We start from the raw sequence: 12,648 nt of genomic DNA on the forward strand, positions 1-12,648 counted from the left end.
TCGAGCAGCCGCTCGGGGCAGGGAAGGCGACGTATCCGTGCGTCTCGCCATGTCCGGCGCGGTCCGTAGCAGTCTTCAGCGGTAGAACGTCCAGAGCAGGCTCTCGCTGAGTTCCTTGAGCGCATCCACCGCGTCCGGCCGCTCGCGTGCCACGGCGGCGATCAGCGCATCGGCCAGAGCGAAAATCGCCGTGGGCGAATTGGGCAGCAGGTGGCTGCGGGCGGGCGCGAACAGCGCCACATCCGCCAGAGGAGCGAGCGGGGAGGTCGGCCCATCGGTCAGCGCCAGAACGCGGGCACCGCGCTTCTTTGCGAAACCGGCGAGGTCGAGCGTGGCCCGGGAGTAGCGCGGCACCGAAATCGCGATGACGAGATCGTCGGGCCGCGCCGACATCATATGGCGGATGGCGCGCTCGGGGCCCGTGCGGGACGAGGCGAAGGTGAGATCGGCGTCGAGATAGAGCGCCAGCCCGTCCTCAAGGAAGGACGCGACATGGTGGCTCGCCCCCGAGGCGGCGATGAAGACGCGCGGCGCCTTCAGCAGCAGGGTGACGGCCCGCGTCACCGCGTCTTCGGAGAGGTGCTGCCGCGCTGCATCGAGATTGCCGGCCTGGTCGGCGAGCGCGGCGGCGAAGGTCGCGAAGGTCGAGCCGGGCGCGGCTCTGGCACCGGCAAAGCTGTCGACCGGCTCATGCGCGAATTTCAGCGCGGCGGACAGCGCGGCCCGGAATTCGCCATAGCCGGCATAGCCCAGAGCCCGCACGAAGCGCGTCACGGTCGCGTTGGAGGTGCCGCTGCCCTCGGCCAGCCCCTCGATGGTCATGGTCGCGACGTCTAGCGGGTGCTGGAGCACGAAATCCGCGGCGCGCCGGTGGCCGTTGCTGAGCGAGGGATAAATCTCCGCGATGCGGTTCGAGAGGTCGGTCGACGGCTTCAGCCCCTGCGACATGCGCGCCCACCCGGTTGACGTTCAAAAATTTTCATGTTTGCTAATCGACGAAAATAAAACTGTCAAAACCAAGAGCGGGAATGGTCTTCATGATGCGTCGAACCACTTTTGCCCTGGCCCTCGCCTCTGCCGCCCTCAGCCCCATGGCCATCTCGGCCCAGACCCTGCGGATCGCCCTCGCTTCGGAGCCCACGGCGGTCGATCCGCATTATCACGATCTCACCCCAAACAACGCGCTGGCGCAGCATATCTTCGATTCGCTGGTCCGCCAGGACGAGCAGCAGAAGCTGCATCCCAGCCTCGCCGCCTCCTGGGAGAATGACGGCAAGAACCGCTGGACCTTCAAGCTGCGTGAGGGCGTCTCCTTCTCCAACGGCAAGCCCTTCACGGCCGAGGATGTGGTCTTCACCTTCTGCCGCACGCTGAAGAACGAAACCAAGGTCTCGGATTCCTTCTCCGACGTCACCGGCAACTTCGCCTCCATCGAAACGCCCGACCCTAAGACGCTGGTCATCACCACCAAGGAGCCGGAGCCGCTGCTGCCGAACCTGCTCTCCGGGCTCGGCATTCTGTCGGCCTCGATCGTCGAGCATGGGCCGATCAGCTACGATGTGGCGAAGAACTGCGGCGTCACCGGCGCCTGGCCGACCGTCAGCGGCTTCAATGACGGCACGCTGGCCATCGGGACCGGCCCCTACAAGCTGAAATCCTATTCGCGGGGCTCCTCGATCGAGCTGGAGCGCAACCCGACCTATTGGGGTCAGGCGGAGCCCTGGGCCACCGTGCGCCTGCTGCCGGTGACCAATGCCGGCCCGCGCCTGGCCGGCCTGCTCGCCGGCGATTACGATGTGATCGAAAACCCCGCCGCGCGCGATCTCGGGCGCATCCGCAATGACAAGCGCTTCGACTCGGTCATCACGCCCTCGACCCGCGTGATCTATTTCCAGCTCGACGTCGCCCGCGACCAGAGCCTCTTCGTCAAGTCGGAGGACGGCAAGAACCCGCTGAAGGATGTCCGCGTCCGCAAGGCGATGTCCCTCGCCATCGACCGCGACGCCATCGTCAAGCGCATCATGGATGGCGCCGCCGAGCCGGCCTATCAATATCTGCCGACCGGCATGTTCGGCACGCAGGCGAAGCCGGAAAAGCTCGCCTATGATCCGGCGCAGGCGAAGAAGCTGCTGGCCGAGGCGGGTTACGACAAGGGCTTCCAGCTCACCCTCTCGACCACCAATGACCGCTACATCAACGACAGCCAGATCACCCAGGCCGTCGCGCAATATCTGACCCAGATCGGCATCAAGACCGAGGTCGACGCGATGACGCGGGCGATCTATTTCCCACGCCGGGCCAAGAAGGAATTCTCGGTCGCGCTCGGCGGTTGGGGCTCCGGCACCGGCGAGGCGGCATCCTTCCTGCGCCAGTGGCCGCCGACCCCGAACGAGCCCAAGACCATCGGCGGCTCGAACTATGGCGGTTACAAGAACGAGGCGTTCGACAAGGTGATCCGCGAGGCGATCACCACCCTCGACGACGCCAGGCGCGATCAGCTCCTGCAGGAGGCCGGCAAGATCGTCCTCGCCGACTATGCCTTCATTCCGCTCCATTTCGAGAGCGGCATCTGGGCCTTCAAGTCCGAGCTCGACGTCAAGGGCCGCGCCGACCAGTACATGCTGGCAATGTCGGTGAAACCGAAGGCCAAGTGAGCCGAACGGGCTGCTACAACCCGCGGCCGCCTCCCGAACCTGTTGCTATGGTCTTGACCTATCGGTCATCCCGGACTCAGCGAAGCGGAGCTCCGGGATCCATCGCAGGGCTCTGCGCCTCATGATGGATCCCGGGTCAAGCCCGGCATGACGTTCATTCTCTGGCCGCTGTGGAGAGACCTCTCCGCCCGTCGCGTCCCACAACAAGTCTCGGTCCCCGCCCATGACCGCCTATGTCCTGCAACGGCTGATCCAGAGCGTCTTCGTGCTGCTCGCGGTCTCGGTTGTCGTCTTCTTCGCCGTCTACGGCATCGGCGATCCGATCGAGCTTCTGGTTTCGCCTTCGGCGAGCGCGGCGGAGCGCGAGGCGCTGATCCGGCGCCTCGGCCTCGATCTGCCGATCTGGCAGCAATATTTTGTCTTCATGGGCAATGCGCTGAAGGGCGACCTCGGCCGCTCCTTCGTCCATGGCGTTCCGGCGATCGAGCTGATCCTGGCCCGCTTGCCGGCCACCTTCGAACTCGTGCTGCTCTCGATGACGCTGGCGATCGTCGGCGGCGTGCCGCTCGGGCTCTATGCCGGGCTCGATCCCGAGAGCCGCCCCTCCCGCATCATCATGGGCGGCACGCTGCTCGGCTTCTCCCTGCCGAGCTTCTGGAAGGGCATGATGCTGATCCTGCTCTTCGCCGTGGTGCTGGGCTGGCTGCCGACGGCGGGGCGCGGCGAGACCGTCTCCCTGCTGGGCGTCAAAACGAGCCTTCTCACGCTGGACGGGCTGAAGCATCTGGCTCTGCCCGCGATCAACCTCGCCATCCCGCAGATGGCGCTGATGATCCGCCTCGTCGCCGCCGGCACGACCGAGACGATGACGCAGGACTATGTGAAATATGCCCGCGCCAAGGGCGTGCGCCCGCGCCGCATCGTCGGCCGGCATGTGCTGCGCAACATCCTGATCCCGGTCGTCACCGTGGTCGGAATCGAGTTCGGCAGCCTCGTCGCCTTCTCGACCATCACGGAGACGGTCTTCGCTTGGCCGGGCATGGGCAAGCTGCTGATCGATTCGGTCTACCAGCTCGATCGGCCCGTGGTCGTCGCCTATGTGCTGCTGGCGACCCTGCTCTTCGTCACGGTGAACTTCCTCGTCGACATCCTCTATGCCGCGCTCGACCCGCGGGTGAAGCTGACGGGAGAGACGGCGTGAGCACCGCAGGCAAAGCCCCCGCCGTGCCGGCCGATGCCGACACGCCGCTGCGCGAAAAGGTGCTGCGGCGCATCCGCAGCCGGCCGACCACGCGCGGCGCCGCCATCCTGCTCGGCATCATGGTACTCTTGGCCGCCCTCGCGCCATTCATCACACCGCAGAACCCGCATGATCTCGCCTCGCTGAGCGTGATGGACAACCGCCTGGCCCCCGGCGAGACCGGCATGAAAGGTATGACCTACTGGCTCGGCACGGATTCGCAGGGCCGCGACATGCTGAGCGCGATCCTCTATGGCCTGCGCACCAGCCTGATGGTCGGCCTTTCCGCCACCGCCGGGGCGCTCTTCATCGGCATCACGGCCGGCCTGCTGGCGGCGCAGTTCGGCGGCGTGGTCGATGCCGTCATCATGCGCATCGTCGATTTCATGCTCGGTTTTCCCTCGATCCTGATCGCGCTGGTACTGCTGGCCTCGATCGGGCGCGGCGTCGACAAGGTCATCCTCGCGATCGTCCTGGTGCAATGGGCGCAATATGCGCGGCTGATGCGCGCCTCGGCGCTGGTCGAACGGCGCAAGGAGTATATCGAGGCGGCGCTGAATTTCGGCCTGCCGACCCGTCACATCATGATTGCGCATCTGCTGCCGAACTCGGTGGGTTCGGTCTTGGTGGTGGCCTCGATCAGCATCGCCGGCGCGATCACGCTGGAGGCGACGCTCTCCTTTCTCGGTGTCGGCGTGCCGGTGACGCAGCCTTCGCTCGGGCTGCTGATCGCTAACGGGTTCGAGTTCCTGCTGTCGGGCGAATACTGGATCGCGGTCTTCCCCGGCATCGCGCTGGTGCTGCTGATCGTCTCGCTCAACCTCGTCGGCGATCGGCTGCGCCGCAGCTTCAACGTGCGCTCATGACCGAACCCTTGCTCGATGTCCGTGGCCTGCGGACGGTGTTCCATGCGCCGGACGGTGCCTGGCCGGCCGTGGACGGCGTGGATCTGTCGCTCTCTCGGGGCGAGGTTCTGGGGCTGGTCGGCGAGTCCGGCTCGGGCAAGTCGGTGACGGGGTTCTCGCTGGTGCGCCTCATCGACCCGCCGGGCGAGATCGTTGCGGGGACCATCGCCTTCGCCGGGGAGGATCTGCGCGCGGCTTCGCAGGAGCGGCTTCGCAGCCTGCGGGGTGACCGCATCGCCATGATCTTCCAGGATCCGCTGATGACGCTAAACCCGGTGCTCAGCATTGGCGAGCAGATGAGCGAGGCGATCCTCGAGCACCGCGATATCGGCCGGCGGGAGGCGCTGGCCGAGGCGGGCAGGGCGCTGGCCCGCGTCGGGATTTCCTCTCCCGAGGCGCGGCTGAAACAGTTTCCGCATGAATTCTCGGGTGGCATGCGTCAGCGCGTGGCGATCGCCACCGCCTTGCTCAACGCGCCGGATCTCATCATCGCCGACGAGCCGACGACGGCGCTGGACGTCACCATCCAGAGCCAGATCCTCTTCGAGGTGCAGAAGCTCGCGCGCGAGACCGGCACGGCCGTGCTGTGGATCACCCACGACCTCGCCGTGGTGGCTGAACTCGCCGACCGTGTGGCGGTGATGTATGCCGGCCGCATCGTCGAGGTCGGCCCCGTGGACGCCGTGCTGGACGCTCCCCGCCACCCCTACACGCTCGGCCTGCTGAATTCATCCGCCGCCAATGTCGCGCCGGGCGAGCGGCTGACCCAGATCGACGGCGTCGCGCCGCGCATTGATGCCAGGCCGAGCGGCTGCCCGTTCCGCCCGCGTTGCCCGCGCGTGCAGCCGATCTGCGCGGAACAGGACCCGGCGCCGACGACCGAAGGCGAGCGCAGCACCCGTTGCCACAATCCGGTGCCGATGGGAGCAGCGGCATGAAGGCCCACGGCATGCCGACCGATCCCGCCACGACGCCGCTCGTCGAACTCAAGGGCATCACCAGACATTTCCGCCGGAGCCCGACTCTGGCCGAGCGCATCCTGATGGCGGTCGGGCGTGGCAAGCCGCCCCCGGTTCTGCGTGCGGTGGACGGCGTCGACCTCACCATCTCGAAGGGCGAAGTGCTCGGCCTCGTCGGCGAATCCGGCTGCGGCAAGTCCACGCTGGCCCGCATCGTCACCGGCATCATGAAGCCCAGCGGCGGGGCGGCGATCTATCGCGGTCGCGATGTCGCGGGGCTGAAGGGCAGGGACCGGCTGGATTATCTGCTGAAGGTCCAGATGATCTTTCAGGACCCTTATGCCTCACTCGACCCGCGGATGAAGGTCAGCCGCATCGTTGGCGAGGCGCTCTCCGTCCACAAGCTGCTGCCCAGAGGCGAGATCGATGCCGCCATAGACCGGGCTCTCACCGAGGTCGGGCTCGATCTGGCCTATCGCGAGCGCTATCCGCATCAGTTCTCCGGCGGCCAGCGCCAGCGCATCGGCATCGCCCGCGCGCTTGCGGTGAAGCCCGATTTCCTGGTCTGCGACGAGCCGGTCTCGGCGCTCGACGTCTCGATCCAGGCGCAGGTGATCAACCTGTTCATGGATGTGCGGGCGCGGCACGGGCTGACCTATCTGTTCGTCAGCCACGATCTCGGGCTCGTGCGCCATATCAGCGACCGCGTCGCGATCATGTATCTCGGCCGCATCGTCGAAATCGGCCCGGCGGCGGAGATCTTCGCCGCGCCCGCTCATCCCTATAGCGCGGCGCTGATCGCGGCGATCCCCTCCGCGCGGCATCGCAAGCGCGCCTTTCAGCCGCTCCAAGGCGAGTTGCCGTCGCCGCTCAGCCCCCCGCCGGGCTGCCCCTTCCACCCACGCTGCCCGCAGGCGATGCCGGTCTGCCGCGAAGCCCGCCCCGCGCTCACCCCGATCGCGCCGGGCCGCAGCGCCGCCTGCCATCTGCACACGGCTCCGGAGGCCGCATGACCACCACGACGCTGAACCCGCCGATCGGCCGCAGCACCCTGCCTTTCGTCGATGCACGCCATCCGGACCGCCCGCTCGAGGTCAATTGCTATCGGCCCGCCAGCCACGGCCCGGACGATCCGGTCGTGGTCGTGCAGCACGGCATGATGCGCAATGGCGACGACTACCGCGATTTCTGGATCGACGCGGCCGAAACCCACAATATCCTGATCGTCGCGCCGACCTTTCCCAACGAGCAATTCCCGAAGGCGGAAGGCTACAACAACGGCCTCGTCGTCGATGCGGACGGCGCCGTCGCCCCGCGCGAGCAGTGGCTTTACACTGTGCCGGAGCGCGTGCTGGAGGCGCTGCGGCACGGCGCCGTGATCGGCGCCGCGAACACTCTGCGCATGTTCGGCCACTCGGCCGGCGGCCAGTTCGCGCACCGCATGCTGGCGACCTGCGGTCCCGGCCCCTTCGCTGCGGTGATGGCGGGCAATCCGGGCTGGTATACCCTGCCGACGCTGGAGCGGCGCTTTCCGGAGGGTCTCGGCGGCCTCGGCCTCGACGACGCCGCGGTCATCCGCTGGCTGGAGAGCCCGATGGTCATCCTCGCCGGCGACCAGGACATCGTCACGGACGATCCCAACCTTCCCTCCAACCCCGAAGCGCTGGCCCAGGGCCCCAATCGCTTCGGCCGGGCGCATTTCATGCTGGATTTCGCGCGCGGCGAAGCAGCCCGTCGCGGCTGCGCCTGCCATTGGCAGCTGGTGCCGGTCGCCGGCATCGGCCATGACGGGGCGGCGATGTCACGCGCCGCGGCCGGCTGGTGGTTCGAGGGCGCCGTCCCGCCGCTCGATCGGCTGCAGCCGCAGGGCGGCGTGGTCGCCTGACGCGAGCGGCGCTTCAGCCCGCCGCGCCGATCTTGACCTTGCAGCGTTGCCCGGCGGGCAGCGCGTTGCCCGGGTTCGGCAGCTCCAGACGCACGCCGAAGGTGCCGCTGGCGGCGTCGAAGACGTGGTCGATCACCGTGACCCTGGCGGGGTAGGTCCCACCGATCGGCGCGTCGAGCGAAACCTCGGCGCTGGCACCGAGCTTCAGCCGGTTCCACTCGCCGACGCCGACATAGGCCTCGACATAGAGCGGATCGAGCTGCACCAGCGTGAAGATGGCGCTGTCCTGCCGCACGAACTCCCCCGCCGACATCAGCCTTTCGAAGACGAGCCCGCTGAACGGGCTGCGGATGATCCGCAGATCGAGCTGCGCGCGCGCACGCTCGACCTCGAGCACGGCGAGGTCGTGCTTCAGCAGCTCGGTCTGGAGGTCGCGCTTGCCGATCTCGAAATCGGCCTCGACCTGATCGACCTTGTCCTGGGTGGCGACACCCTTCGACAGCTGGTTCTGCCGCTCCAGCCGCCGCCGATAGAGCTCCACCCGCGCCCGCTGCGCCTCGACGGGTGCCGCATTCCTGGCCTGGGCTTCCGCCAGCGCCAGATTGGCCTCCTCCACGCTGGTGTCGAGCCGCGCGATGATGTGGCCGGCCTCCACCACGTCGCCGCGCTTCACCGCCACGCTTTTGAGGATGCCCAGCGTCGCGCTGCCGATCTTGACGCGCTGGGCCGGCTCGATGACGCAGTCCAGCGGCCCGATCGCGCCCTGCGCGAAAGCTTGCGGCGCGCCCGCCATCAGCAGGATGGCGAGGCCGAGCGCCTGCGGGGTCGAATGGCGGCTCATCGTGCAGCTCCTCATTCGGAATGGCCGGAAAAGGCCAGCATCTTGTCGTGGCTGAGATCGGACGCCATCAGCTCGCGCCGCATGCGGGCATGCAGGCGCTCCGCTGCGGCCTGAGCCCGGCTCAGGATGGCGCGCGCCAGCGGTTGAGCCAGAAGCGCTGGCAATGTCGCCAGAGCCAGACGGGCGACCGTTCCGCCGAGGGGGCGGCCGTCGAGCAGCGGATCGTCCAGCGAGAGGATGGCCTGGAAGCAGCCGGGCTCGCCCTGCCGTCCGCTGCGGCCGGCGAGCTGATCGTCGATGCGCCGGGCGTCGTGCCGCTCGATCATGATGACGTGGAGCCCGCCACTTTCGGCGACGCCGGGCGCAAGCTTGATGTCGGTGCCGCGCCCGGCCATGTTGGTGGCGACGGTGATGCGGCCGGCCGCTCCGGCCTGCGCGACGATATCGGCTTCGGTCTTGTCCTGCGCGGCGCTGAGCAGGCGGTGGTCCAGCCCCGCCTGTGCGAGATGCCCGCTGGCCTCTTCCGCCGCCGCGACCGAACGAGTGCCGATCAGAACCGGCACCCCGGCCCGGTGCAATTCGCCGACGCGGGCGATGACGTGGCGCCATTTGGCCTTCGTGTCCGCCAGCACCAGGTCCGGCAGATGCCGGCGCCGGATCGGCCTGTGGGTCGGGATGCGCGCCACGGCCAGCCCGAACACGGCCCAGAGTTCGGCCTCGATGCCGCCTGCGGTACCCGTCATGCCCGCCAGCCGGCGATAACGGCGGAAAAAGCGCTGATAGGTGATGCGGGCCAGCGTCGTTCGGCCGGCCGACAGCGCGCAGCCTTCCTTGTGCTCGATCATCTGGTGCAGCCCATCGCTCCAGGAGCGATCCGGCATCACGCGGCCGGTATATTCGTCGACGATGACGACCTTGCCCTCGCGCAGGATGTAGTGCTCGTCCCGGTGGAACAGGTAAAGGGCCGTCAGGGCCTGCCGCACCAGCTCCTCGCGGGTCACCTTGGCCCGCCAGGCGGGGCCATCCTCCCGCGTCGCCGCCTCGATGGCATCGAGGCCCGCCGGCAGCAGCACGATGCGGCGTTCGCCGGGCACGATGAGATAGTCGCGTCGCTGCATCAGCGCCTGCGCGACCGCGAAGGCCCGGCCCAGCATCTGCGGCGGGAATTGCGAGGGCACCTCGGCCGAGATGATCAGCGGCGTGCGCGCCTCGTCGATCAGCACGCTGTCCGCCTCGTCGACGATGGCGAAATGCAGGCCGCGCAGGCGCAGCCTCGGCTCCGGCCCGGCCGGGCTGAGCAACCCTTCCAGCTTCAGGCGAACATCGCTGGCACGCTGCCCGAGGGTGATCCGGTCCCTGAGGTAATCGAAGGTGAGATCCTTGTTGGTGCAATAGGTGATGTCGCAGCCATAGGCGGCGGCGCGCTCGGCGAGTTCCTGCTTCTCCCGGATCACGCCGACCGTGAGGCCGAGCGCCCGATAGAGCGGGCCCATCGCCTCGGCATCGCGCTCGGCGAGATAGGCGTTGACCGTGACGACATGGACCGGAATGCCCGCGAGGGCTGCCGTCGCGGCAGCGAGCGCGGCGGTCAGCGTCTTGCCTTCGCCCGTCGCCATCTGCGCGATCCGCCCGTCGAAGAGCGCGGCCGCGCCCATGATCTGCACCGGATAATGCGGCTGACCGAGCAGGCGGCCCGAAAATTCGCGGATCAGCGCGAAGCCGGCAGCGAGCGCCGCGGGCTCGGGGCTTTCGCCGCGCCGCAGCCGGCGCGCCACGGCCGGAATCCGCGCGGCGAGAGCCTCGTCCGTCAGCTCCGCCAGCGCGGGGGCCTCCAGCGCGGCGAGCGCCGCGATCCTGCGATAACGCCGGCCATGGAGCGTGGCCAGCCGCGCCTGCGCGAGCCCGACGACCCGGTTCATCGCGCGGTCCAGCATGCCGTCGCGCGGAACCGGCCGCTCGGTCCAGGCGCGCGCCTGAGGCAGCCGCATGGCGGACGCCGGAGCGGGCAGGGCGGCGCCGTCAGACACGGAACTGGCTCAGGAAGATCTGGCGCAATCCCCGTAGGGCCCGCCAGCCAACGGCCTCGCGCCCATGGTCGAAGCGGATATAGGCCCGCTCCCCGATCACATCGAGCGGGATGCCGCCGGCAAGCCGGATGTCGAAGACGAAGAGGCTCTGTAGCGCGCGCGGCTTTTGCGGATTGCTCATGTCGATCGCGATCGGCCCGCCGCCCTGGGTGGTCAACGCCGGGCTCGGCACCTCGCTCTGCGCGCCCGGAATCTCGCGCAGGATCAGGCCGGGCCGGATTTCCTCCAGCCGGTCGGCGAGGCGCACCGCGACGGGGCCGGGCCGCGAGCGCACCAGATCGATATCGGCCTGCGGCACCACAACCCGGATGACCGGATCCTCAGCCTTCAGCACATAGCCGAGGCGGTCGCCGCGATGGACATAGCGGCCGACGAGATCGGTCGCTTCGGGCAGCACGAACCGTCCCGCCTGGCCGGCGCTCAGCGTCAGATCGGCGGAGCGGCTGCGGAAGGAGGCGAGGGTCTGGCCCGTGCTGGCGATCTGCTCGTTCAGGATTTCGGCCTGCACCCTGTCGGTCAGCCGCACCGCGTCATAGCGCTGGCGCAACTCCTCGAGCTGCGCGGCCAGCACCGCGACGCGCGCCGTCAGGACGGGATCGTCGAGCGTCAGCAGGGGCTCGCCTTCAGCCACAGCCTGCCCTGGCCTGGCGTCGATCCGGGCAAGCACGCCATCGACCCTGGCCCGCAATTCGGACTGGTCGGGAGCCCAGACCACGCCCTGCGCGATCGTGGCATGCGGCAGTGGCACGACGAACAGTCCCGCCAGCACCGCGCCCGCCGCGGCGGCGCTGATCCAGAGCGCGCGGCGACGGCGCCCGCGCAGCTTGGGGTCCATCAGCAGGAACCGGATTCCCTTGAAAACCGGGACGACCAGAATCCCCGCGACCGCGACGATGGCGAGCACGACGCCGAAGATGAAGAACTGCGTCGCGATCACCGCCGCGATCGCGAGCGAAACCATCATGCGATAGAGAAACGATGCGACCGCGTAGCCCGCCAGCCAGCGCCGCTCGCCTCGAGCGGTCACGGGGCTTTCCGCCTCGTGGATGTGGAACAGGTGCTTCTGGATCCAGTAGAAGACATAGCGGTTGGCGCGGGCCGCGAGATTGGGGATCTCGATCAGATCGGCGAGGATGTAATAGCCGTCGAACCGCAGCAGCGGGTTGCCGTTGAACAGCAGGGTCGAGACGCCGCCGATCACCATGACGTTGAACGCCACGGCCTTGGCGAGGCCCGGCTCCGCCAGAACCCAGACGATGGAGGCCAGCCCCGCAAGCGCGAGCTCGACGATAATGCCGGCCGCCGACACCACCATGCGCTGCCATTTGCTCGGAAACGCCGCGGCCGCCGAGGCTTCGACATAGGGAGCCGGAATCAGCACGAGCAGCATGACGCCGACCTCGTGGACCTCCCCGCCCCAGGCCTTCGCCGCGCAGGCATGGCCCAGCTCGTGCAGCCCCTTCACCACGACATAGGTCACAGCCATCAGCGCGAGACTCTGGGCCGTGAGCATCTGGTTGGTGGCGTCGCCGACCAGCTCGCGCCAGTGCAGGGCCGCGATCGTGATGCCGGTCGCCACCAACGCCAGCCAGCAGATGAGGCCGAAGCCCGAGAACAGCGGCTGATAGAGCGGCCGTAGCGCATCCAGCACCCTGTCGGGATCGAAGAGCGGCAGGCGCAGCGCCAGCGGGTTGCGGATGCGCGCCATCATCGTGCGCCGGGCATGAGAGGCCGCGCGCTCCGACAGCTCGGCAAAATCGGGCGGAAAGGCGCCCTGGAGAAGATCGGAGCCGTGAAGCAGGGACAAAAGCCGGATCGTCTCGTCCTGCGTCGGCGGATCGTCCTGCGCCCGCGCGCAGACGATCTCCCAGATCTCCTGCACGCTGCGCTGCCCGTCCATCAGGCACAAAAACAGGTTCGCCGAAGGAGACAGCCGATGAAAGCGGCCGGTCTGGTGGTCCTGAAGCACATACCAGACCGCGCCGCGAAAGCGCTGCCGGTGGATCTCGGCATGGCCGCGCAGCCGTGGCTTCAACCCGCTGACGCGATACCAGGACTGGCTGAACAGCGATGCCAT

The 12,648-nt window shown here is 68.3% G+C and carries 10 protein-coding genes; 6 read left to right on the forward strand and 4 right to left on the reverse strand.

The genetic code is table 11. From position 1 onward, the window contains the following. Nucleotides 1-75: 75 nt before the first annotated feature. The gene (locus tag ACOJTB_RS03000; RefSeq protein ID WP_420101033.1) at nucleotides 76-948 is read right to left on the reverse strand and encodes a MurR/RpiR family transcriptional regulator; all 873 of its coding nucleotides are present in this window, start codon (nucleotides 946-948) and stop codon (nucleotides 76-78) included. A gap of 89 nt (nucleotides 949-1,037) precedes the next feature. Between ACOJTB_RS03000 and ACOJTB_RS03005 the strand changes: the two genes are divergently transcribed. The 6 genes from ACOJTB_RS03005 to ACOJTB_RS03030 all read left to right on the forward strand — a co-directional run bounded on the left by ACOJTB_RS03005 (nucleotide 1,038) and on the right by ACOJTB_RS03030 (nucleotide 7,643). Next, nucleotides 1,038-2,654, forward strand: coding sequence for an ABC transporter substrate-binding protein (locus tag ACOJTB_RS03005; RefSeq protein ID WP_420101034.1), 1,617 nt, complete (start codon nucleotides 1,038-1,040; stop codon nucleotides 2,652-2,654). Nucleotides 2,655-2,877: 223 nt separating this feature from the next. Further along, nucleotides 2,878-3,855, forward strand: a complete 978-nt coding sequence (locus ACOJTB_RS03010; protein WP_420101035.1) for an ABC transporter permease — start codon at nucleotides 2,878-2,880, stop codon at nucleotides 3,853-3,855. Further along, nucleotides 3,852-4,760: an ABC transporter permease gene (locus tag ACOJTB_RS03015; RefSeq protein WP_420101036.1), complete on the forward strand. Its 909-nt coding sequence runs from the start codon at nucleotides 3,852-3,854 to the stop codon at nucleotides 4,758-4,760. Before ACOJTB_RS03010 ends, ACOJTB_RS03015 begins: the two co-directional genes overlap by 4 nt. After that, nucleotides 4,757-5,737 (forward strand): ABC transporter ATP-binding protein, encoded by a 981-nt coding sequence (locus tag ACOJTB_RS03020; protein ID WP_420101037.1) that lies wholly within the window; start codon nucleotides 4,757-4,759, stop codon nucleotides 5,735-5,737. Before ACOJTB_RS03015 ends, ACOJTB_RS03020 begins: the two co-directional genes overlap by 4 nt. After that, complete coding sequence (locus tag ACOJTB_RS03025) at nucleotides 5,734-6,771, forward strand: ABC transporter ATP-binding protein (protein ID WP_420101038.1); 1,038 nt, start codon at nucleotides 5,734-5,736, stop codon at nucleotides 6,769-6,771. Before ACOJTB_RS03020 ends, ACOJTB_RS03025 begins: the two co-directional genes overlap by 4 nt. Continuing rightward, on the forward strand, nucleotides 6,768-7,643 hold the full coding sequence (locus tag ACOJTB_RS03030; protein ID WP_420101039.1) for an alpha/beta hydrolase: 876 nt from the start codon (nucleotides 6,768-6,770) through the stop codon (nucleotides 7,641-7,643). Before ACOJTB_RS03025 ends, ACOJTB_RS03030 begins: the two co-directional genes overlap by 4 nt. A gap of 13 nt (nucleotides 7,644-7,656) precedes the next feature. On the opposite strand, the gene ACOJTB_RS03035 is transcribed toward ACOJTB_RS03030, so the two are convergent. From ACOJTB_RS03035 to ACOJTB_RS03045, 3 genes are read right to left on the reverse strand one after another with little or no spacing between them, the layout of a single operon-like run. Further along, the gene (locus ACOJTB_RS03035; protein ID WP_420101052.1) at nucleotides 7,657-8,436 is read right to left on the reverse strand and encodes an efflux RND transporter periplasmic adaptor subunit; all 780 of its coding nucleotides are present in this window, start codon (nucleotides 8,434-8,436) and stop codon (nucleotides 7,657-7,659) included. A gap of 59 nt (nucleotides 8,437-8,495) precedes the next feature. Continuing rightward, complete coding sequence (locus ACOJTB_RS03040; RefSeq protein WP_420101040.1) at nucleotides 8,496-10,511, reverse strand: preprotein translocase subunit SecA; 2,016 nt, start codon at nucleotides 10,509-10,511, stop codon at nucleotides 8,496-8,498. Continuing rightward, a complete protein-coding gene (locus tag ACOJTB_RS03045) occupies nucleotides 10,504-12,648 on the reverse strand; it encodes a PqqD family peptide modification chaperone (protein ID WP_420101041.1) in 2,145 nt (714 codons plus the stop codon). The genes ACOJTB_RS03040 and ACOJTB_RS03045 overlap by 8 nt, the downstream gene beginning before the upstream one ends.

It is taken from the genome of Allobosea sp. (assembly GCF_048595345.1).
In the GTDB taxonomy this organism is placed as follows: Bacteria; Pseudomonadota; Alphaproteobacteria; order Rhizobiales; family Beijerinckiaceae; genus Allobosea.